This window comes from Enterococcus sp. DIV0682, assembly GCF_051712685.1.
Classification (GTDB): Bacteria; Bacillota; Bacilli; order Lactobacillales; family Enterococcaceae; genus Enterococcus; species Enterococcus faecalis.
The window spans coordinates 616,585-637,789 of the sequence record NZ_JBIOPK010000001.1 but is presented as its reverse complement, the minus strand read 5'-3'; the positions used below and the strand labels follow the sequence as shown (position 1 = coordinate 637,789).

20 protein-coding genes and 1 riboswitch are annotated in these 21,205 nt (G+C 37.0%); of the genes, 5 read left to right on the top strand and 15 right to left on the bottom strand.

What is annotated here, in order from left to right:
• Nucleotides 1-32: 32 nt before the first annotated feature.
• The 4 genes from IGK96_RS03135 (at nucleotide 33) to IGK96_RS03120 (ending at nucleotide 3,826) form a co-directional block, all read left to right on the top strand.
• A complete protein-coding gene (locus tag IGK96_RS03135) occupies nucleotides 33-1,385 on the top strand; it encodes a Mur ligase family protein (protein ID WP_002362254.1) in 1,353 nt (450 codons plus the stop codon).
• The gene (locus IGK96_RS03130) at nucleotides 1,375-2,067 is read left to right on the top strand and encodes a type 1 glutamine amidotransferase (RefSeq protein WP_002356583.1); all 693 of its coding nucleotides are present in this window, start codon (nucleotides 1,375-1,377) and stop codon (nucleotides 2,065-2,067) included. Before IGK96_RS03135 ends, IGK96_RS03130 begins: the two co-directional genes overlap by 11 nt.
• A gap of 114 nt (nucleotides 2,068-2,181) precedes the next feature.
• Nucleotides 2,182-2,226, top strand: a riboswitch (PreQ1 riboswitch).
• Nucleotides 2,227-2,303: 77 nt separating this feature from the next.
• Nucleotides 2,304-3,278: a nucleoside hydrolase gene (locus tag IGK96_RS03125; RefSeq protein WP_002367139.1), complete on the top strand. Its 975-nt coding sequence runs from the start codon at nucleotides 2,304-2,306 to the stop codon at nucleotides 3,276-3,278.
• 2 nt (nucleotides 3,279-3,280) lie between these two features.
• The gene (locus tag IGK96_RS03120; protein ID WP_071646776.1) at nucleotides 3,281-3,826 is read left to right on the top strand and encodes an ECF transporter S component; all 546 of its coding nucleotides are present in this window, start codon (nucleotides 3,281-3,283) and stop codon (nucleotides 3,824-3,826) included.
• A 55-nt stretch (nucleotides 3,827-3,881) separates the two neighbouring features.
• Here the strand turns inward: IGK96_RS03120 and manA are convergent, their stop codons facing one another.
• The 10 genes from manA to licT form a co-directional block, all read right to left on the bottom strand.
• The gene (gene manA / locus IGK96_RS03115) at nucleotides 3,882-4,853 is read right to left on the bottom strand and encodes a mannose-6-phosphate isomerase, class I (protein WP_002356580.1); all 972 of its coding nucleotides are present in this window, start codon (nucleotides 4,851-4,853) and stop codon (nucleotides 3,882-3,884) included.
• A 41-nt stretch (nucleotides 4,854-4,894) separates the two neighbouring features.
• Nucleotides 4,895-5,938: a serine hydrolase domain-containing protein gene (locus IGK96_RS03110; protein WP_071646777.1), complete on the bottom strand. Its 1,044-nt coding sequence runs from the start codon at nucleotides 5,936-5,938 to the stop codon at nucleotides 4,895-4,897.
• 129 nt (nucleotides 5,939-6,067) lie between these two features.
• On the bottom strand, nucleotides 6,068-6,937 hold the full coding sequence (locus IGK96_RS03105) for a VOC family protein (RefSeq protein WP_071646778.1): 870 nt from the start codon (nucleotides 6,935-6,937) through the stop codon (nucleotides 6,068-6,070).
• A 162-nt stretch (nucleotides 6,938-7,099) separates the two neighbouring features.
• A complete protein-coding gene (locus IGK96_RS03100; protein ID WP_002362577.1) occupies nucleotides 7,100-8,968 on the bottom strand; it encodes an ABC transporter ATP-binding protein in 1,869 nt (622 codons plus the stop codon).
• Nucleotides 8,965-10,692, bottom strand: a complete 1,728-nt coding sequence (locus IGK96_RS03095; protein ID WP_071646779.1) for an ABC transporter ATP-binding protein — start codon at nucleotides 10,690-10,692, stop codon at nucleotides 8,965-8,967. Before IGK96_RS03095 ends, IGK96_RS03100 begins: the two co-directional genes overlap by 4 nt.
• Nucleotides 10,693-10,712: 20 nt before the next feature.
• Complete coding sequence (locus tag IGK96_RS03090; RefSeq protein ID WP_002362260.1) at nucleotides 10,713-11,390, bottom strand: TetR/AcrR family transcriptional regulator; 678 nt, start codon at nucleotides 11,388-11,390, stop codon at nucleotides 10,713-10,715.
• Between the two features lie 147 nt (nucleotides 11,391-11,537).
• Nucleotides 11,538-12,107, bottom strand: a complete 570-nt coding sequence (locus IGK96_RS03085; protein WP_002387147.1) for a guanylate kinase — start codon at nucleotides 12,105-12,107, stop codon at nucleotides 11,538-11,540.
• A gap of 181 nt (nucleotides 12,108-12,288) precedes the next feature.
• Nucleotides 12,289-13,734 carry a glycoside hydrolase family 1 protein gene (locus tag IGK96_RS03080; RefSeq protein WP_113851297.1) on the bottom strand — a complete coding sequence of 482 codons (1,446 nt, stop codon included), beginning with the start codon at nucleotides 13,732-13,734 and terminating at the stop codon, nucleotides 12,289-12,291.
• Between the two features lie 24 nt (nucleotides 13,735-13,758).
• Nucleotides 13,759-15,639, bottom strand: a complete 1,881-nt coding sequence (locus IGK96_RS03075) for a beta-glucoside-specific PTS transporter subunit IIABC (RefSeq protein ID WP_438755812.1) — start codon at nucleotides 15,637-15,639, stop codon at nucleotides 13,759-13,761.
• 161 nt (nucleotides 15,640-15,800) lie between these two features.
• A complete protein-coding gene (gene licT / locus IGK96_RS03070; protein WP_002359608.1) occupies nucleotides 15,801-16,643 on the bottom strand; it encodes a BglG family transcription antiterminator LicT in 843 nt (280 codons plus the stop codon).
• Nucleotides 16,644-16,944: 301 nt separating this feature from the next.
• Here licT and IGK96_RS03065 point away from each other — a divergent pair, with 301 nt between their 5' ends.
• The gene (locus IGK96_RS03065; RefSeq protein WP_002367152.1) at nucleotides 16,945-17,571 is read left to right on the top strand and encodes an FMN-dependent NADH-azoreductase; all 627 of its coding nucleotides are present in this window, start codon (nucleotides 16,945-16,947) and stop codon (nucleotides 17,569-17,571) included.
• A gap of 61 nt (nucleotides 17,572-17,632) precedes the next feature.
• On the opposite strand, the gene IGK96_RS03060 is transcribed toward IGK96_RS03065, so the two are convergent.
• The 5 genes from IGK96_RS03060 to IGK96_RS03040 all read right to left on the bottom strand — a co-directional run bounded on the left by IGK96_RS03060 (nucleotide 17,633) and on the right by IGK96_RS03040 (nucleotide 21,133).
• A complete protein-coding gene (locus IGK96_RS03060) occupies nucleotides 17,633-18,802 on the bottom strand; it encodes an AI-2E family transporter (protein WP_002381494.1) in 1,170 nt (389 codons plus the stop codon).
• Nucleotides 18,803-18,806: 4 nt separating this feature from the next.
• On the bottom strand, nucleotides 18,807-19,175 hold the full coding sequence (locus tag IGK96_RS03055; protein ID WP_002356567.1) for a PTS glucitol/sorbitol transporter subunit IIA: 369 nt from the start codon (nucleotides 19,173-19,175) through the stop codon (nucleotides 18,807-18,809).
• Nucleotides 19,176-19,302: 127 nt separating this feature from the next.
• Nucleotides 19,303-19,479 carry a DNA-directed RNA polymerase subunit beta gene (locus IGK96_RS03050; protein ID WP_002356564.1) on the bottom strand — a complete coding sequence of 59 codons (177 nt, stop codon included), beginning with the start codon at nucleotides 19,477-19,479 and terminating at the stop codon, nucleotides 19,303-19,305.
• Between the two features lie 13 nt (nucleotides 19,480-19,492).
• Nucleotides 19,493-20,794 (bottom strand): UDP-N-acetylglucosamine 1-carboxyvinyltransferase, encoded by a 1,302-nt coding sequence (murA, locus tag IGK96_RS03045; RefSeq protein ID WP_002356562.1) that lies wholly within the window; start codon nucleotides 20,792-20,794, stop codon nucleotides 19,493-19,495.
• Nucleotides 20,795-20,896: 102 nt separating this feature from the next.
• Entirely contained in the window at nucleotides 20,897-21,133 is a 237-nt protein-coding gene (locus tag IGK96_RS03040) for a DUF1146 family protein (RefSeq protein ID WP_002356560.1), read from the bottom strand.
• Nucleotides 21,134-21,205: the final 72 nt, after the last annotated feature.

Sequence of the window (21,205 nt, the reverse complement as noted above, 5' to 3'; positions counted from 1 at the left end):
AAATTAAAGATATAGAAATTGGGGGACAACAAATGGGGATTCGAAGTCATTTAGCAATTGCTGCAGGAAAAACTTCGCAATGGGTTTTACAAACATTTTTTAAAGGCGGCAGTAGCTACCCAGGGAAATTAGCCCTAAAAATCGATCCTAAAATTTTAGATACATTGGCAAAAGACTATGAAATTGTCGTAGTCACTGGAACGAACGGCAAAACATTGACAACTGCTTTAACTGTTAACATTTTACGCCAAGAATTTGATGAGGTATTAACAAATCCAACGGGTGCTAACATGGAGCAAGGAATTGTCTCTACTTTTTTAAATGCCAAGGCGAAAAAAGGACAAAAGAAATTTGCGGTGTTAGAAATTGATGAAGCAAGTTTAAGCCGTGTCACTAAATATATTCAACCAAAATTATTTGTTTTTACGAATATTTTCCGCGACCAAATGGATCGCTATGGTGAAATTTATACGACGTATCGCTTAATTATGGAAGGCGCCGCTGCTGCTCCTGAAGCAACTATTTTGTGCAATGGTGATTCGCCAATTTTTAATTCAAAAGAAACTGTAAATCCTCGCAAATACTATGGATTTAATCATTTACCACCGAAAGAGCAATTGGCTCATTACAATACAGATGGGGTTTTATGTCCAAAATGTAATCATATTCTTCATTATAAAATGATTACGTATGCTAATTTAGGTGATTACTATTGTCCAAATTGTGGCTTCAAACGGCCTGAGTTGGATGTGCAGTTAACGGAGATGGTCCGGATGGATAATACATCTGCTGATTTTGTGATTGATGGCGAAGAATACGGCATTGCTGTTGGTGGGATGTATAATGTTTATAATGCGCTAGCGGCCACAGCGGTAGCAGAATATTATCAGGTGGCACCAGATAAAATCCGAGCAGGCTTAGCTTATGATGAAAAAGTTTTTGGGCGTCAAGAAACTATTAAAGTTGGCGATAAAGAATGTACGTTAGTTTTAGTAAAAAATCCCGTTGGTTTAAATCAGGTCATTGATATGATGGGCTTAGCCCCTTACTCTTTCTCGCTGGTTTCATTATTAAATGCCAATTATGCAGATGGAATTGATGTCAGTTGGATTTGGGATGGTAATCATGAAGCCTTTGCTGATATGGACATTCCAAAAGTAATTGCTGGTGGTGATCGCCATGAAGATATGGCCTTGCGTTTAAAAGTTGCGGGTATTCCTGAAGAAAAATTACTAGAAATTCCTGATTTGGAGCAAGTAATTTCAGAAATTAAAACGTTGCCGACAGATCATGTCTATATTTTGGCAACCTATACTGCTGTTTTGCAATTAAGAAAATCATTAACAGCCCAAGGGTATATTCAAGGGGGAATGAATGGTGTCTAAAGAATTAGTCGTTTGTCATTTATATGGCAACTTATTAAATACTTACGGAGATAACGGAAATTTATTGATGCTTAAATATTTAACCGAAAAAATGGGCGTTACCTTCCGATCAGAAATTATCAGTATCTACGAACCGTTTGATCCCGAAAAATATGATTTAGTCTTTGTTGGTGGCGGTCAAGACTTCGAGCAATTGATCATCTCAGAAGACATTCAGAATAAAAAAGAAGCTTTGACTTCTTATATTGAAAATGACGGCGTCTTGTTAGCTATCTGTGGTGGTTATCAACTTCTAGGACATTACTATGTCGGCGCACAAGGCGAAAAAATTAAAGGAATCGGTGCATTAGATCATTACACTTTGAGCCAAGACAACAATCGTTTCATTGGTGATATCGAAATTTATAATGAAGAATTTGATGAAACGTATTATGGTTTTGAAAATCATAATGGCATGACTTTTTTAGGAGAAGGTGAACGACCTTTAGGAACAGTCAAACAAGGCAAAGGCAATAACGGTCAAGATAATGGCGAAGGCGTTGTCTATAAAAATGTGTTTGGCTCCTACTTCCACGGTCCAATCTTAGCACGCAACAAAAATCTAGGGATTCGGTTAATTCGGACCGCTTTAGAGAAAAAATATGGTGAACCGATCGCTATTCCTGAAACGCTTTATAAATAAAAGAAGAATCTAGTTCCTACATATAGGGCTAGATTCTTTTTCATTTCTCCGACAACTATTTACATCTTTACAAAATATAGTAAGATAAAGAGGTGCATTTAAAATCGAGAATTTCTCGGACTGGTTCGGAAACTTCCCAGAATAAAAAACTAAGTATCTCTCAATACTAACTCAAGTCATAGCTTTTTTAACAAGAGTTATCATTTGCAGTTAACGAAAAAGGAGGATTGGAAAAAATGCAAAAAGTAATTATTGATTGTGATCCCGGAATTGATGACACGCTTGCTCTCTTGTATGCACTTGCTTCACCAGAGCTAGATGTCCAAGCGATTACAGTTGTTTGCGGAAATGTCCCTGTGGAGATTGGCGTGGGAAATGTTTTTAAATGTTTAGAAAAAGTTAATCGCTTAGATATTCCTGTCTACCAAGGGGCTGCTAGCCCTTTAAAACGGCCATTTGTTAGTGCACAAGATACACATGGCATGGATGGTTTAGGTGAAACTTATTTCCCCAGAACTAGCAAAATCCAAGCACAAGCGCTTTCCGCTGCCGACTATTTAGCACAAACCTTTCAACAAGCCACCGATTGTTCAATCATTGCCCTTGGTCCTTTAACAAACATTGCGTTGGCTTTAAAAAAAGAACCTCTTCTGGGACGAAATCTTCAACGTTTTGTCTCAATGGGTGGTACCTTTAAAAGCCACGGCAATTGCTCTCCTGTTGCAGAATTTAATTATTGGTGTGATCCTGATGCAGCAGCTTGGGTTTTTGAGGAATTAGGTGCAAAAATCGAGATGGTCGGCTTAGATGTCACACGAGAAATTGTTTTTACACCAACAATTCTCAACTATTGTCAACGACTCAACCCCAAAATGGGGAATTACCTCGCTGAGATTACTCAATTTTATTTTGATTTTCATTGGAAATATGAACGTATTTTAGGGTGTGTTATCAACGATCCCTTAGCGGTTGCTTATTTTATTGATCCTACGCTCTGCCAAGGCTTTTCCAGTTACGGACAAATTGTTCCTGACGGCATTGCTATGGGGCAATCAATGATCGATCAGTATCATTTCCAGCAGCAACCAGCTAATTGTCATGTCTTGACTACGGTTGATAGTCAACAGTTTTTCGTGAAGTTTCTATCCATTCTTTTAAATGTACAAATAGATGAGATCGAAAGAGATTTCAAAAATTTAAGGATGGGATAACCATGAAAAAAATAACACCACGAATCATTACAATTATCGCTTTTAGTGTTGCTTTAAATTACCTCGGCAGTACCATTGCGTTACTCCTTCGTTTACCAATTTATCTTGATAGCGTGGGAACTATTTTTACAGGTGCGTTATTAGGCCCACTCTTTGGTGCACTGACAGGTATTTTAACAAGTCTATTAACTGGATTGACAACGGATATCTTTTCTCTGTATTATTCACCTGTCCAACTCTGCACAGGAATTTTAGCAGGTTTGCTCCTTCATCAGCAGTTAAAAGTAACCAAATTACCATTTAAAACGTTGTGGTTAACGATACCAGGAACAGTGATTTCTTCCTTGATTACAGTTTGTTTATTTGGTGGAATTACTTCTGCTGGCTCCAACATAATTGTCCAATTTTTATATGGTTTAGGCTTCAATCAGTTAGCAAGCGTCCTGTTGGTTCAATTGATAACAGATTACGGGGATCGTCTGCTATCAGTCATCATCGTCACAGCTGTTATCGCTGCCTTACCTAAACGTTCCTTTATAACAAAATAAACTGTTTTAATACCAAAAAAAGAGGAAATCATCTGTTGATGATCTCCTCTTTTTTTTAGCGACTGCCAGGTTCTGAAGCTATAATCGTTAGATCACCTTCAAAACGCCAGCTCGGAATATCTGTTGGAAAGATAAAGCTATCGCCTTTTTTCAAATCAAAAGTAGCCACATCTGCTTTTGCAGCATCTTCTGTAATCAATCGACCCACACCTTCAATAACTGTTGCTAATGTATAAGGTGCTTGTTTTTTAACTTTTAGAATCCCACTGACACGCCACTCATAAACATTAAAGAAATCTGTTTTTACATAAGTAACAATGCTTGATTGTCCTTGATTTTCTTGTTGAATAGAGAGGTCAGGATCCTTCGCCGGAACGGTTGTCACATCAATGGATTGTTGAATATGCAATTCCCGGGTCTTTCCTTGATCATCTGTTCGATCATAATCATAAACCCGATACGTAGTATCACTGCTTTGTTGCGTTTCTAAAATTAAAATACCCGAGCCGATGGCATGAATAGTGCCGCTTGGTACATAATAAAAATCGCCTTTTTTCACTGGTACTTTTCTTAAAAGATCGTCCCAACGACCTTCTTCAATCATTTCAGCTAGTTCTTCTTTTGTTTTCGCGTGATGTCCATAAATGATTTCAGCGCCAGGTTCTGCATCAATAATGTACCAACATTCAGTTTTGCCTAGCTCGCCTTCATGTTTTTGACCATATGCATCATCAGGATGAACTTGCACGGATAAATCATCTTCAGCATCTAAAATTTTCGTTAATAATGGAAAGACAGCGCCACCTGCATGGCCGAATAACTCTTGATGGTCTGCCCACAATTCATCTAATTTTTTTCCTTTAAATTCGCCATTTAAAACAGTACTAACGCCATGTGGATGTGCACTGATGGCCCAATCTTCACCAATTTTATCGCTCGGTAAATCGAAACCAAATAGCGTGTGTAGACGATTGCCGCCCCAAATTTTTTCTTGAAAAACAGGTTGTAAAAATAATGGTTCTTGCATTGACTGTGACCTCCCAAATTGAATTCGCTCTCATTATATCACTAAAAACTAGTCATTTCATCTGAAACTGATGATTTCTCTTTTAAATAGGTTGCCAACAACTGATCTCTTTCTTCGATATAAGTATTCCGGTGGTCCTCTGGATGGACTCGATTAGATAAAAAGATAAACGCTGATTGTTTTTGCACATCAATTAGCAAAAAAGTGCCTGTATAGCCTGTATGGAATAATAATGGCCGTTGCGTAGCTACATCATATTTAAAATCCCAGCCTAGAGAACGTGGTTTATCTGCAGCTGGCACTTGGTTAACTAGTAACAAATCAATTGTCTCTTTTTTCAAGAATTGGTGATTGTGATAACTGCCTCGATTTAAATACATTCGAACAAATTTTGTTAAATCATAGACATTGCTAAACAAGCCAGCATTCCCTGCATGTTCCCGTAAAACAAATGCCTTAGGATCATGGGTTGTACCTCGAATCAACCCTCTTTGTTCATGTAATTCTGTTGGCACACAGTTTAAAAGATTCTTTGGTAGAAACGTACTTTCGTTCATCCCTAAAGGAAGCAATACTCGCTCAGATAAAATTTCTATCATTGATTGCTGGAACATTTCTTCTAACATAAAGCCTAATAAAATAGTCCCTGCATCTGTATAAACAACTTTTTTACCTATCGCTTTGCCTGCGTGAAATGAATGATTGTAGGCGTCTTTTAATTCTTGGGCATTCAGCTGATCACGATTAGGAATATAGCCTTGTAAATCTGCCGTATGTGTCAACAAATGCCGGATTGTAATATTAGAATCTTGAAAAGAGGGATAATAAGTTTGTAATGATTGATCTAGAATAATTTTTCCTTCTTCCACTAATTGCAAAATAACGGTGGTAGTGCCGACTACTTTGGTTAAAGAAGCCACATCAAACAGCATGGCCGAGGTTAATTGTTCTTTGGTGGGTTTTACTTGTGCGAGTCCCCAACAATTGCTCTCCTCTTTTTCACCTTCAATGAAACAAAAACTAGCCCCCGAAAAAACACTTTTTTTCATCATATTTTGAATTTTCCACTTTGTTTTTTCGTACATTTTTTCACCTACTATTTTTAATATTAAAGGAAAAGTCTAGAATAAGTCCCGAACAAAAGCAGCGTTAAACTTTTATTCCGACTTTATTCCAGACTTGCTAAAACAAGCTTATTTTGTCTGTCTAAGCGTTTATTTTAAGACAAACCACCATTCCAAGCCAATTGGATCAAACACAGTGACAATCGCTTTTTTCTGGTCAATAAAGAACTCTTGATTTTTTGCTGTTAATTGTTGCTCCATTGCTAAAATATGGTCTTGATCAGAGAGCTTAATGGTAAAGAAATCTAAACCTAAGTGTGGATCAGGTAATTGATCCACTTCACTTGTTTCAGGTTTTTGGAATCCAATAGTTGCTTTGCCATCTTCTAAAACAAATTGATCTTTTTCATTGCGTTTTAAACCCAGAACTTCCTCATAGTATGCTTTTATTTCTTTTTGATTGTTTGTTTTTAATTGCACATGCGCTAAATATGAGCCAGCGGCTAACCCTTGATGTGGCTCTAAGTCCTCACTGATAAGATCTTTAAGCACAATTGGTTGCTTTTCAGAAGTCGAATTTGCTGTTGCTTCATCGTGAAAAATCTCAAATTGATTGCCTTCAAGATCAGTAATGAACATGCTTTGTCGTGTGCCAATTTGGAAACTTTCATCAATTGGGTAGTCTTGTTCAAGCACTCGTTGAGCAATTTGTAAAAATTCTTTTTCCGTAGGAACTTTAATTGAAAAATAAGCCATTTGCTTTTCTTCATTATGAAAATCTTCGGCTTTTCTAGTTTCTTCTAAAATTAATAATTGCGTTCCTGCTTCACGTGTACCCCAGATAGACAGGTTATTTTCTTCTGACTTTAAAACAAAACCCATTACTTTTTTATAAAAGTCGACCATTTCACCAACTTTTTTCGCACGAATGGCAATTGTTTTTAATGTCGCAGTTTTTTCTAATTGAAATTCAGTCATTTTTTCTGTTACCTCCATTTTCTTCTCTCCCATTTTATACATCTCTTGCTATTTCATCAAGTAATATCCTGTTTTTCTCAAAAGAAAATAGAAATTTTTCAATTTCGCTAACTTTTTGTCAAAAAAATAAGGCTTCAGGAACCAGTCTTTACGACTATGGTTCCTGAAGCCTCATCATGAATTACTATTTTTTTGCTTCGCCTTTTAGGCTACTTCTTCTGAAAACTGACTGTTATATAAATCAGCATAAAAACCATTTTTTGCCATTAATTCATCGTGGGTTCCTGTTTCCACAATTGAACCTTCTGCCATAACGATAATCGTATCAGCATCACGGATAGTCGACAAGCGATGAGCAACTACAAAGCTGGTCCGATTTTCCAATAAACGATTCATTGCTGCTTGAATCAGTATTTCTGTTCGAGTGTCCACACTTGAGGTGGCTTCATCCAAAATTAAAACGTCTGGATTTGCTAAGAATGCTCGAGCAATTGTAATTAATTGTCGTTGACCTTGAGAAATATTGCTGGCTTCTTCATTTAAAATCGTTTGGTAGCCTTCTGGTAATTTTCTGACAAAATCATCCACATGGGCTGCTTTCGCCGCACGGATCACTTCTTCTTCGCTCGCTTGGTCATTACCATAATGAATATTGTCATAGATACTTCCAGTGAACAACCAAGTATCTTGAAGAACCATTGAGAAGTGTGCTCGCAACTCTTCGCGAGATAAATCGCGCGTATCTACGCCATCATATTTGATGCTGCCGCTACTAATATCATAGAAGCGTTCCAATAAGTTAATTAGGGTTGTTTTTCCAGCACCTGTTGGGCCCACGATTGCGACCATTTCCCCAGGTTTAACATTTAAATTGAAATCTTTCATTAATAATTTCTCTGGTGAATAGCCAAAAGCAACATGTTCAAAAGAAACACGATAAGGACTATCTGTTTCCACTGGTATGCCAGAAGGTTCATCCACCATTTCTTCTTCATCTAATACTTCAAAGACACGTTCTGCCGAAGCCACCGTAGCTTGGATTGTATTCATTAAATTAGCGATTTGAGTAATCGGTTGTGAAAATTGATTGGTATATTGAAGAAATGCTTGGACATCCCCTAAATCCATCATACCATTCGCTACTTTTACGCCACCAAGTACTGCAACAAACACATAGCCTAGATTTTTGATAAAGTTCATTAAAGGCATAATGATCGCTGAAATAAATTGTGCTTTGCGACCAGCATGATATAATTTTTCATTTTCTTTTTCAAATACTTCTTGATCACTTTCTTCGTGGTTGAAACTTTTTACTACTACGTGACCACCGTAGGTTTCTTCGACTTGGTTATTCAATAATCCTAAGCTTTTTTGTTGAGCCGCAAAATGTTTTTGCGAGCGAGGTGCCACAACCATCACAACAATTAAACTTAATGGCACTGTTGCTAAAGCAATTAGTGTTAACTGCCAGCTAATGGTCAGCATCATCCAAAGTACACCCACAAATGTCACGATACTGGTAATTAATTGGGTTAAGTTTTGTTGTAAAGTACTCGCAATATTATCCATGTCGTTAATTGCCCGTGACATAATGTCCCCATTACTATGAGTATCATAATAGGAAATTGGAACTTTGTTCATTTTCGCTTCTAATTCTTGACGTAATTCATAAACTGTTCGCTGTGAAACACGTGTCATAATTACTTGCTGCAAGAAATTAAAGACAGCAGAAATAAGGTACATGGCAATAACAATTAATAAAATTTGACCGATTTTGTCAAAATCAATTGGAAAAGAAGTTATTTTTAAGCCTTGTTTCATTTCAGCAGCGCCTTTCATGACGCCTTTAAAAATTTCAGTTGTTGCCTGTCCTAATACTTTTGGTGTTTGAATTTGGAAAACGACGGCTGCGATTGCTAATACTAAGACAGCAATAATTGACAGCATTCGTTTAGACATGTATCGAAATAAACGTTTCACTGTTTTCCAGAAATTTTTTGGTTTTGGCCCTTTTGCGCCAATGTTGCGTCCTGGTCCACCGCCCATTGGTCCGCCTTTTGGTCGACTACTCATGCAAGGTCCTCCTCTCTCAATTGAGAATGTACAATTTCTTGATACGTTTGGTTATTCGCTAATAACTCTTCATGCGTTCCTTTACCAACTAATTTCCCTTCGTCTAATACTAAAATTGTCGATGCTTCCATAACCGTACTTACACGTTGGGCCACTAAAACGACAATTGCATCCGTCATCTGCTCTTTTAAGGCTTTTCTTAAATTAGCATCTGTTTTGAAATCCAATGCAGAAAAGGAATCATCAAAAACATAGACATCTGCTGGTTTTACTAAAGCACGAGCAATAGCCAACCGCTGGCGTTGTCCGCCAGAAAAATTACCGCCACCTTGTTCGACATGACTATCCAAACCTTCTGCCAATTCTGAAACAAACGCCTTCGCCTGCGCAATTTCTAAGGCTTGCCAAATTTCTTCATCGGTCGCATTTGGGGCGCCGTATTGCATATTTTCACGAATCGTTCCTGTAAATAAAACAGCCTTTTGCGGTACAAAGCCAATCATTTCTCGTAAATTATGCTGTGACGTATCTTTAATGTTTTTACCATTTAGCAAAATCTTGCCAGATTCAACATCATAAAAGCGTGGTAAAAGATTAACCAGCGTTGTTTTCCCAGAACCAGTCCCACCAATAATCGCGACCGTCTCCCCAGATTTTGCTGAAAAATCTATATCTTCCAGTGCTAAGTTTTCAGCATGCTGGTAACGATAATTAACATGTTCAAATACCAATGTTGCTTTGTCGCCTTTTAGAGAGAGTAGTTCTGGATTGGGTACATCTTTGATTTCTGAATCAGTATTTAGCACCTCATTAATCCGATCAGCAGAAGCTTGCGCCCGCGGTACCATGACAAAAATCATAGATAACATCATGAAACTCATCAGAATTTGCATGGCATAAGTCATAAAGGCAATTAAGTTCCCTACTTCTAGTTGCATTTCCGCAATATAATGACCGCCAAACCAGGTGATTGCAATATTGGTACCGCTCATAATGAGTGTCATTAAAGGAATCATCAAAGCGACAATCGTATTCACTTTAATCGCCGTTTGTGTATAATCCTTATTGGCTTCATCAAAACGTTGTTCTTCATAGTTTGCTTTGCCAAAGGCCCGAATCACACGAACCCCTGTCAGTCCTTCACGAAAAACTAAATTTAAACGGTCTGTTTTCTTTTGCATGCTTTTAAATAACGGAACCGCTAAAAACATGATACCTCCCACTAAAACAGCCATAATTGGTAAAACATATAGAAAAATTTTCGTTAATTGCGGGTCCTTATTATACGCCATAAAGCTTGCACCAATTAACGTTAAAGGTGCGTTAATCATTAAACGTAAAAACATTTGCATAACCATTTGAATCTGATTGACATCATTGGTTGTTCGTGTAATTAGCGAAGCTGTCCCAAATTTATCAAATTCATTATTAGAAAAATTTTCAACTTTTCGATAAATATCAGTCCGTAATTTTTTACCTAAACTTTGTGATTCTTTGGTGGCAAAAAAGGTATTTCCAATAGAAGCGACAATGCTAATCAAAGAAAAGCCTAACATGACAACTCCTGTACTCCAAATATAGTTAATATCTCCTTTAGCGACACCGTCATTAATGATATTAGATGTTAATGTGGGCAGATATAAATCTGCGATAATTTGCACGATCATAAATAAAACCGCTGCAAAGACCGACCATAACGACATCCGTTTGACTAGTTTAATCAACTAACTTCTCCTCCTTTTTGTTACTTATAAGCGCCATTTTTCAACCAATTTAATTTCATTTTTAATTGTTTGACTGCTTCAGTTGAATCATAGGCGGGATTTTCTCTTTGTTGACGATACCCATCAACAATTGTTGAGAAAACGGCATGCATCGCCGTCTGCATGAACCATGTGAATTCTTTTGGCGTTTCAATGGTTAATTTCGAACGATCGATTATTTGATAAAGATGTTCTGCATAGGCAGCATGGCCTTTTCTTCCTCTATGCTTATGACAGTGCTGTTTCCTATTTTTTTCCTCTTCCCCAGTCGCTAAATTATCCGTCACCCGACGTGAAGCACGATAGTCCATGTTGACAAATAAATTCCGATAGAAAGAAGCATTCTCTCCAGTTAGCACTTCGACAATCATTTTGGAGAAATAGACATCCATGGCTTCGATTAAATCACCATTTTCCGCAATAATTTGTTTCTCTAAATCTCGTTCACTATTTTTTCTTAATGTCGCAAAGTAATAAAAATACAAATCTTCTTTGTTCTCAAAATATTGATAAAAGCTACCGCGCGGAATTCCCGCTAATTTAACAATATTTGCAATTGACGCTTCTTGTAAAGAATGGCGCGAAAATTCAATTTGCGCAGCATCTAATAAGCGTTGTTGCTTTTCTTCTGGCAAATGAAAAAACGTATTCGTAGGCATATTTGTGTTCCTCCCTTTTATGACACATTGTCATATGACACCATGTCATTATAGCACTCTCTATTCAGAATGCAAGTTTTTTACAAAAAAAATCAAGCACCTAGCAAGACAAAATTGATGTTAGATTCTGTCTCACCAGTTGCTTGATTAATAATAGTGTTTGATGCATTCTTGTAACAAGCCAGCGACCTCTTTTATAGGTCCATTGGCATCTATTCGTTGATAATTAGGATATTGTTCCAATTGGTTTTTGATAAGAATTTCTTGATCATAAAGGTTTAAACGTTCTTCAATAATTTTAGGATCAGATTCTCGTTGTTTTAAACGTTGATAAATATTTTCTTTTGAAACGTCAAAAAAAACTGGAATGACGGACTCGCCGAAACGCTCAAAGACCGCTTGAAAGCCTGGAAAAGTTAACGCATTATAGGCTGGATGCTCTTTCGTTGTTTCAACGATGGCAGCTACACCGACACCGTAATAGTTTCCATGGTAAAAATCATACTCCACTAACTGATTGGTTTCAATCAAGGCTTGAAAACTTGCTTTTGTTTCAAAATAGTAATCCACGCCATCCACTTCATCCAATCGTTTTTTCCTCGTAGTATGCGAGATAACTTTATAGTTTTTCGGAAAAACCTTACTTGTAATTGCGGTCTTGCCAGAACCACTCGGACCCATAATAACAAAAAATGGATGTTGTAATTGCTTAATCATTAGAAACGCTCCTCTCAGTTGTTTCTATTATAACGTATTGTGCACTATTTTGAAAAATTGACAAAAAAGAGCTTGGGCCAAAAATCACTTTAGATTTTTGGTCCAAGCTTAAAAATTAATAAACAGCGGAAACAGAAGCAACAACCTACTACGCTTATCTTGTTTTGTTTAATTACAATAACTAGTCTAAGTTTTGTCCATTAGTTTCAATAACTTGTTTGTACCAATTAAACGATTTTTTTTCATAACGGTTTTTAGTACCATTTCCTTCATCGTCTAAATCAACGTAAATAAACCCATACCGTTTACTCATTTCACCTGTGGAAGCACTGACTAAATCGATACAGCCCCACGGCGTATAGCCCATTAAATCGACGCCGTCTGCAACTGCTTCTGCCATTGCTTCAATATGACGACGTAAATAATCAATCCGATAGTCGTCTGCCACATAGAAATTTTCGTCTACTTTATCAATTGCACCTAAGCCGTTTTCCACAATAAATAAAGGTTTTTGATAACGATTATATAATTCATTTAGGGCGATTCGTAAGCCTTCGGGATCAATTTGCCAACCCCATTCACTTGCTTCTAAGAAGGGATTTTTAACGCCGCCTAAAAGATTCCCATTTGCTGTATCGTTGGTAGTACCAGTAACATCGACAGCAGTCGACATATAATAACTAAAGCCAATGTAATCCACTGGGTATTCTTTTAATAATTCTAAATCTCCTTCTTCAATAACTAAGTCTTTCACAGCATATTTTTGATACATGCGTTCTGCGTATGCTGGATATTCACCACGAACTTGAACATCTGTACAATAATAATTAAACTCTTGGTTTTCAATCATTGTAGCAACTTGATTGACTGGATTCGAATCAATGCCATACGTTGTGGCATAAATAATCATACATCCAATTTGTAATTCTGGATTTAATTCATGGCCAATTTTTACAGCTTTACTACTTGCAACAAATTGATTATGCCATGCTTGGAAAATGTTTTGATAATCATTGGCTCCATTGCTTTTTACCAATCCTTGACTAAGCGCTGGGAAATGAAAAGCTGAATTAATTTCATTGAATGTCATCCAATAGTTAACTTTTTGGTGGTAACGTGTTAAAACAGTTTCCGCAAAACGTTCATAAAAGTCAACTAATTGACGATTTTTCCACCCGCTGTATTCTTTCGCTAAATGCAGTGGCATTTCATAATGAGAAATCGTAATTACTGGTTCAATGTTATAGCTTAAACATTCATCGATAACCGCATCATAAAATTTCAAGCCGGCTTCATTCGGTTGTGTTTCATCTCCTTGTGGAAAAATACGCGACCACGCAATTGAAAAGCGATAACATTTGAAGCCCATTTTAGCAAACAACGCAATGTCCTCTTTAAAGCGATCATAGTGATCAATTCCTGTATGATTAGGGTAGCGATATTTCGTTTCGTCAATCGTCCAATCAAACGCTTCATCTCCTAAAATAGCGAAACGTTGTTTTCCTCCCGGCATCGCATCTGCCACAGATAACCCTTTACCATCGGCTAAGTAAGCCCCTTCTAATTGATTGGCTGCGGTCGCACCGCCCCATAAAAATCCTTTTGGAAATTTTGTCGTTGTTGTCATACTTGTTCCTCCTCCAATTGTCTTTTATTTAATAATGGCTAAAAAGTCTTCACCATGTAACACGTCTGTTTGGTTCATATCCAAAACATCTAAATAATCATTCGTATTCGTTACCACAATCGGTGTAACTACCGGATAACCAGCTTCTTTAATGGCAGCAATATCAAAAGTAACCAGCAAATCTCCTTTTTTAACAGAATCACCTTGTTTCACTGATAATTCAAATCCTTTACCATCTAATTCGACTGTATCCATGCCAATATGCATTAATAATTCAACGCCCTCTGTTGTCGTCAAGCCAACAGCATGTCCTGTCGGAAATAATGTGGTGATTTCACCATCTGCGGGTGCATACAGTTTGCCTTCAGTCGGCTCAATTGCAACACCTTTTCCTAAAGCACCTGACGCAAAAACAGGATCTTGTACTTTTTCTAGCGGTAAAATTTCACCTTGAAGTGGACTTGCTAAAATAATTTTGTCTTCTTGATTCGTTTTTACAGGTGCCACCATCTTATCAGTTTCTGTTTTTTCAGTTGCTGTTTCTGGATTAGGTTGATCTTCAAAGCGTAAGACAAACGTTAAGACAAACGCAATGATAAAGGCAATTCCGGCACCAATCGCACCAGTAATCATCGGTGCAGTATCTTTTGTCTCTGCAGGAATAAACCCAGGTAAACTCAACATACTAACCAAGCCAAACGTAAAGTTTTTCACGTGATTCATAGCCACAAATGCACCACCGATACCGCCACCAATACAAGCTGCAATAAATGGTTTTTTCAATGGTAAAGTCACGCCATATACAGTTGGTTCAGTAATTCCAAAAATAGTCGTAATACTTGAAGACAAAGCCAAACCTTTTAATTTCACATTTTTTGTTAGGAAAAAGACAGCTAAAGCAGCCCCGCCTTGTGCAATAACGGCTGGTAATAACATTGGTACCATCGTATCGCCACCTTGTGTTAAGTTTAACATCATAATTGGTACAAAGCCCCAATGCATACCAAACATTACCAAGACTTGCCACAACGAACCCATTAATAACCCTGAGATAATTGGACTAAAAGCGTAAATTGCGTTGTATCCTTGTCCCAACCAATCGCCGATGACCGTCCCGATAGGACCAATAGCTAAGAAGGTAACAGGTGCCATAATAAGGAAAACAGCTAACGGAACGCAGATAATTTGTAGAAAACTCGGAATTACTTTTTTGAAGAAACGTTCCACATAACTTTGTGCAAAAACAGCCAAAATAATTGGTAAAACCGAAGAAGTATAGCCACTTGGCCCAATAATCACTGGAAGACCAGCAAAGCTAATTGTTTTGCCTGCTAAAGCAGTAATGCTGGGATGAACTAAGGCCATCGCCAAAGCAACCGCTAAAAAGGGATTAGTATTGAATTTTTTAGCAGCCGTAAACGCTAACATAATTGGTAAGAAAGTAAATAAGCCATCTGCAATCGAAAAGAGAACAAGATATACGCCTGAAGTGTCAGCTAACCAGCCCATAGTTACAGCTAATGTTAAGAAGCCTTTTAGAACCCCAGCGCCGGCCATTGCACCTAAAAACGGTGTAAAAATAGAAGAAATAATATCAATTAAACGGTTAAAAATATTTCCGCCACTTTCTTTTTCTCTATTATCAGAATCATTACCTAGTCCACTGTTGGCCATCAAATCCTTATAGACATCACTAACGTGACTGCCAATAACCACTTGATATTGTCCTGCACTTTGAACTACCTGAATAACATCTGGGTCAGCATTCAATGCAGCTGTATCTGCTTTATTTTCATCTTTTAATTTAAAACGTAAGCGCGTAGCACAGTGAACAACACTATTAACGTTGCCTTCGCCCCCAACAGCTTTTAACACACGTGCTGCAATTTCTTGATTTTTACTCATCTCTAGATCCTCATTTCCATTAATTTTTAATATCAAAAAAACCTACATTGAAAAAGAGCCAGATCCTTCTCTTCACAGCTGCGCAGTCTGCGAAAATCATTATCGGTTTTTCAATCTAGGTTTTGCCTGCATTATCAGTAACAATCCGCGATTATTGGTTGTTATGCTTTTTTATCATTGACCACTCTTTGGATATGAATGGTTAAATAAATCATTTCCGCTTGATCAATTGGTCGATCATAGCTTTTTAATAAATACTCATTAATACGTTGGACCGCTTGAAACGCCTTAGGATACTTTCCTTGGACCAATGCAAAAAGAAATTCGTCCTCCTCATCATGCGCTTCTTGTTTTAAATAACGTTGCGCAAAATATTGAAGATGTGTAACAATTCGTTGATAGTTCAATGAATCTTCATCAAACACCTGTCCAAAGTAGCGACTAATAATCGTTAAAATATCACGAACCATCTTGGTTGCTTCCATGGTAACTTCCATATTGCCATTTCCTTGTTCAGCATTCACAATATGAAAAGCAATGAAGCCCGCTTCATTTTCTGAAAATTGAACCCCTAGCTTTTCAGCAATAATCGCTAATGCTTGCTTTGCGATTTCAAATTCTTTAGGATAAAATTTGCGTGTTTCGAATACAAGAGGATTCGGAATATCAATTCCTTCTTTGGCTCGAAGTAACGCATAGTGAATATGATCCGTTAAAGTTAAATAAATATTTGATGAAAGCTCAATCGCTAGCGTTGTTTCTGCTAAATCAACGATTTGTTTGACGACTTCTACTTCTTTGGTGGGGACGTCTTCAAACAGCTGCTGGAATTGTCCTGCCATAGCGGAGTCCTTTAACACGAATTCCTTTTCAACATAATCTGGATTGATCGTGTCTCCAATCTTCTTTTGAAAGGCTAAGCCGCGTCCCATATAAACAATTTCTTCGCCTTGCTCATTTCTTGAAAGCACGACATTATTATTTAAAACTTTTTCAATCCTCATGATGAATGCAACCTCACTTTTTTATAAAAAAAGCCCAGAATCCCTCCACTGATTGTGTTAATGGAAGACTCTGGTTTTGCCTGCAAAGCAGTAACAATCCTTATTTACAAAGTAATAATAGCATGCTTTTTTTTAATATGCAAGCCTTTCCAAAAAAATATTTTTATTTATTTTTTACTCTGTTGATCCATTTTAAAAAAAAGTTTACTAAAAGTAAAAAAAAGACTTGCTTTCTCTTACTTTTTATTAGTAAAATAGAGATGTTGAATTTTTAAACTATTTATTTTAAGGAGATTACACAATGTCAAAATTATTAGTTGTTAAAGCACATCCATTAACAAAAGAAGAATCACGCTCAGTTCGTGCGTTAGAAACATTTTTAGCTTCATACCGTGAAACAAATCCATCAGACGAAATCGAAATTTTAGATGTTTATGCACCAGAAACAAACATGCCGGAAATCGATGAAGAATTATTATCTGCTTGGGGTGCACTTCGCGCTGGCGCAGCGTTTGAAACATTAAGCGAAAACCAACAACAAAAAGTGGCTCGTTTTAATGAATTAACTGATCAATTTTTATCTGCAGACAAAGTAGTAATTGCTAATCCAATGTGGAACTTAAACGTACCGACACGCTTAAAAGCTTGGGTAGATACAATCAACGTTGCTGGAAAAACATTCCAATATACTGCAGAAGGACCAAAACCTCTAACAAGTGGTAAAAAAGCCTTACACATCCAATCAAATGGCGGCTTCTACGAAGGAAAAGATTTTGCTTCTCAATACATTAAAGCGATTCTAAACTTTATTGGTGTTGATCAAGTCGACGGATTATTCATCGAAGGAATCGATCATTTCCCTGATCGTGCGGAAGAACTTTTAAATACTGCCATGACCAAAGCAACTGAATACGGTAAAACATTCTAAATTTTCCGAGTGATTTACATCAAAAAGAGACAAGCAGTTCGTTCACTGCTTGTCTCTTTTGTTACGTAGATTCTTGTTGATCTGGCTTATCTTCATCATACAAACCGGAAACAATTTGGTACCACTCAAAAATGTGTGTAATTATCACCTTAGCTGCGGCATAAACAGGAATTCCTAAAATCACCCCGACAATCCCAAATAGTTTACCAGACGTTAATAAAACAACCAAAATGGTGACTGGATGAATGGATAACTGACTGCCTAGGACAAGTGGTGAAATAAACCGACCTTCGACCGTTTGCTCAATGGCAAAAACAATCAAGACTTTAATTAACAAAGCTGGCCCACTGACAATTCCTAAAAAGACTGCTGGAATCATGGCTAAAAATGACCCTAAATAAGGGATTAAATTTAAAAAGCCTGCTGCAATACCTAAAGTGACTGCATAATCTAAGCCAATGACAGAAAAACCAATCATAAACATAATTGCCACTGCGAAAGCGACAGTTAATTGTCCTCTAATATAAGAAGAGACTTGATCATTGACTTCTGCAAGAACTTTTAAGGTTGGTTTACGCATCTTCACTGGTAAAAACTTCATTAAATATGGCGCTAAGTTTTTGCCATCTTTCAGTAAATAAAATAGAATAAAGGGCATCGTAATGATGGCGACAAAGATCGTAGCCACCGCCCCAAAGAAATTACCAATTCCTTGTACTGTGAACGTTGAGACGTTTTTAATAATAGTACCTAACGAACTGACAACTTTATCGCCTGCCGCTTCAAGTTGTTCTCTAAATTGTGCGAAAAGTGGATCACTTAATATTTCCTGCGATTTTTGATCAATTGTATCAATATATTGAGGAAAATGATTCACAAAGCTGACAGATTGCTCACGAATTTTAGGAACGATTACAATACCACCCCAAATGAGTAGTGCCACAATTAAAATAAATAGGCCGATAATACTCCAGACACGTGAGATTTGTTTTTTCTCTAAATAATCGACAATTGGATTTAATAAATAATATAAAATCCCCGCCATAATTACTGGTAAGCCGACAACGCCGAAAAACTGCCAGACGGGCTTAAATAAATAAGAAACTTTCGTAAAAGTTAGAATAATTAACAGCACCAATAAGACAATCAGTAAGGCTGTTACTACTTGATTATTTAAAAACCAACGCCAAAACCAAGACAGGCGTTTATCAGTCGTTTGTTTTTTATCCATTGATTCACGCTCCATTTACTAAATAATCAATTGTTGTTCCAATCGTTATCTTTGGTAACTGATGGGGCGTTAAATAAACACCATTTCGGATAACATCATCCTCATCGGTTGGTGCATCAGCAAAGATTAAAGTGCTGTGAGCGATACTTTGCAAGTTACTATTGGCAAAAGAACCCACTTTTGTAATTGTATAGTTTGTATCGCCAATTTTCAGATGATCTCCTTCTGCCAAGGTAACTTGGTCTTTTTCTGGGAATGATTGAATAACTGCATGTTGCTTCAAGGTATCGGTAGCAGTTTCACCAAAAAGAATAATCATTTTTTCTGAATCATCGATTGCATGTTTGCCTATTTCTGTTACGGTTGCTTGCATCTTCCATCCCACTCCTTCATTATCTTACTTCTATTATTATAGCATAGAATAAAATAGATATTCAGGAAAAAGAAAAGGCGATGAACAATCGTCAATTGACTTTTGTTCACCGCCTTAAAATAAGTTTTTATTTAAAGAAGTTCATAATATGAGTCCAAATTTTTTCATCAAAGACATCCATCGGATTCCCATTTCCAATCAAACCATAACCAATCATTGTTCCCACAACAAATAAGATAATGACTAACGAAATGACCACTAGAATTTTCAATAATGTTACTAAAATATAACGAAATGAACTCATACGTTTGACTCCTTTAGATTACTGTCGTTGCTTGTTTTTCTTCAATTTTTTCATCATTGACGCGTTCAACGTTCGCGCCTAATTTTTGAAGTTTTTTATGGAACTCATAATAGCCACGATCTAAATATTTCAAATTAGAGACACGTGTAATGCCATTTGCACGTAACCCTACTAAAATCAATGCGGCAGCTGCCCGTAAATCAGTGGCTTCCACTGCTGCTCCTTGTAACTCGTTGCCACCATTAATAACGGCGATGTTGCCATCAATTTTTAAGTCAGCGTTCATTCGACGCATTTCCTCTAAGTGTTGGTAACGATTTTCAAAGACTGTTTCTGTCACGATGCTTGTTCCTTCAGCAAACATTTGGATCGCTGTCATTTGCGCTTGCATGTCTGTTGGGAAACCAGGATGCGGCATTGTCTTAACATCTGTTGGTTTTAGATGTTTTGGTCCAATTACACGGATGCCGTTTTCTTCTTCTTCAATGATTGCACCCATTTCAGTTAATTTAGAAATTAGCGGACGATTATGTTCAGAAATTGCTTCTTCAATTAAAACATTGCCCTCAGTCATTGCTGCAGCTACCATGAACGTACCTGCTTCAATTCGATCTTGAACGATTGAATGCTCTACGGCATGTAATTTATCGACGCCTTCGATACGCATCGTTTCTGTCCCAGCACCGATAACATTGGCCCCCATTTTGTTTAAAATGTTTGCTAAGTCAACGATTTCAGGTTCACGAGCAACGTTTTCAATGATGGTTGTTCCTTTCGCACGAACAGCAGCCATCATAATATTTTGCGTAGCGCCGACACTTGGGAAGTCTAAGTAAATAGTGTTACCGATTAGTTCATCCGCAATTGCTTCAATATAACCATTTTTTTGGATGATTTTTGCACCTAATGCTTGGAAGCCTTTTAAGTGTAAATCAATTGGTCGTTTGCCAATGGCACAGCCACCTGGCATTGCCACTTTGGCATGGCCATTACGAGCCAATAAAGGTCCCATTACAACGATAGAAGCACGCATTTTACTAACGTACTCATAGTTTGCTTCGATCCCTAAAGGTTGTGTTGCGTCTATTGTTACTTCATTCGCGTCTTCATCAAAATCAATGGCTACATTCAAATGCTTAATTACTTGATTCATTGTAAATACATCAGATAAAATTGGTACATTTTTTAAAGTAGTAACGCCTTCTTCAGCTAAAAGAGTAGCTGCTAAAATTGGTAAAACAGCGTTTTTGGCGCCTTCAATTTTTACAGTTCCTTCTAATTTTGTATTACCACCATGAACAATAATTTGTTCCATTTTGTTCCCCCCAAAAAAATGAGAATAGGTATTCCTATTCAAAATCTTTACTATTATACCATTATTCAACTAAAAATTGTACCTTTTTTTATTTTTCAATTTTTAAGGAAAATACACAATGAAAAGATTTCGACAAAGCGCAATCAATTCTAAAGCAAACGAGCTAACTGTGTATCCGATAGCGATGGCGAAAAATACCATCAACATTCTAATTTGCGGTGTAAATTGGGTTTTGAAAAATTGCTCAATACGCAATGATTGCAACGCCCAAAAACTTATGTAAATGAACATAAGATGACTAACGATTCGAACAATAGCATCTACTCCATAGTATTGCATAAGGAGCCTCCTTTTTTCTAACGTAGGAACATTTTATCACAAAATAATAAAAACCGATAATTAATCCACTTG

Excerpts from the sequence above, each read along its gene's own strand:
- IGK96_RS03110 (WP_071646777.1), bottom strand. The coding sequence starts at position 5,938 with ATGTACGAAAAAACAAAGTGGAAAATTCAAAATATGATGAAAAAAAGT.
- IGK96_RS03105 (WP_071646778.1), bottom strand. The coding sequence starts at position 6,937 with ATGTATAAAATGGGAGAGAAGAAAATGGAGGTAACAGAAAAAATGACT.
- IGK96_RS03100 (WP_002362577.1), bottom strand. The coding sequence starts at position 8,968 with ATGAGTAGTCGACCAAAAGGCGGACCAATGGGCGGTGGACCAGGACGC.
- IGK96_RS03065 (WP_002367152.1), top strand. The coding sequence starts at position 16,945 with ATGTCAAAATTATTAGTTGTTAAAGCACATCCATTAACAAAAGAAGAA.
- IGK96_RS03040 (WP_002356560.1), bottom strand. The coding sequence starts at position 21,133 with ATGCAATACTATGGAGTAGATGCTATTGTTCGAATCGTTAGTCATCTT.
- IGK96_RS03050 (WP_002356564.1), bottom strand. The coding sequence starts at position 19,479 with ATGAGTTCATTTCGTTATATTTTAGTAACATTATTGAAAATTCTAGTG.
- IGK96_RS03055 (WP_002356567.1), bottom strand. The coding sequence starts at position 19,175 with ATGCAAGCAACCGTAACAGAAATAGGCAAACATGCAATCGATGATTCA.
- IGK96_RS03125 (WP_002367139.1), top strand. The coding sequence starts at position 2,304 with ATGCAAAAAGTAATTATTGATTGTGATCCCGGAATTGATGACACGCTT.
- manA (WP_002356580.1), bottom strand. The coding sequence starts at position 4,853 with ATGCAAGAACCATTATTTTTACAACCTGTTTTTCAAGAAAAAATTTGG.
- IGK96_RS03130 (WP_002356583.1), top strand. The coding sequence starts at position 1,375 with ATGGTGTCTAAAGAATTAGTCGTTTGTCATTTATATGGCAACTTATTA.
- IGK96_RS03090 (WP_002362260.1), bottom strand. The coding sequence starts at position 11,390 with ATGCCTACGAATACGTTTTTTCATTTGCCAGAAGAAAAGCAACAACGC.
- IGK96_RS03060 (WP_002381494.1), bottom strand. The coding sequence starts at position 18,802 with ATGGATAAAAAACAAACGACTGATAAACGCCTGTCTTGGTTTTGGCGT.
- IGK96_RS03085 (WP_002387147.1), bottom strand. The coding sequence starts at position 12,107 with ATGATTAAGCAATTACAACATCCATTTTTTGTTATTATGGGTCCGAGT.
- IGK96_RS03080 (WP_113851297.1), bottom strand. The coding sequence starts at position 13,734 with ATGACAACAACGACAAAATTTCCAAAAGGATTTTTATGGGGCGGTGCG.
- IGK96_RS03120 (WP_071646776.1), top strand. The coding sequence starts at position 3,281 with ATGAAAAAAATAACACCACGAATCATTACAATTATCGCTTTTAGTGTT.
- IGK96_RS03135 (WP_002362254.1), top strand. The coding sequence starts at position 33 with ATGGGGATTCGAAGTCATTTAGCAATTGCTGCAGGAAAAACTTCGCAA.
- licT (WP_002359608.1), bottom strand. The coding sequence starts at position 16,643 with ATGAGGATTGAAAAAGTTTTAAATAATAATGTCGTGCTTTCAAGAAAT.
- IGK96_RS03075 (WP_438755812.1), bottom strand. The coding sequence starts at position 15,639 with ATGAGTAAAAATCAAGAAATTGCAGCACGTGTGTTAAAAGCTGTTGGG.
- murA (WP_002356562.1), bottom strand. The coding sequence starts at position 20,794 with ATGGAACAAATTATTGTTCATGGTGGTAATACAAAATTAGAAGGAACT.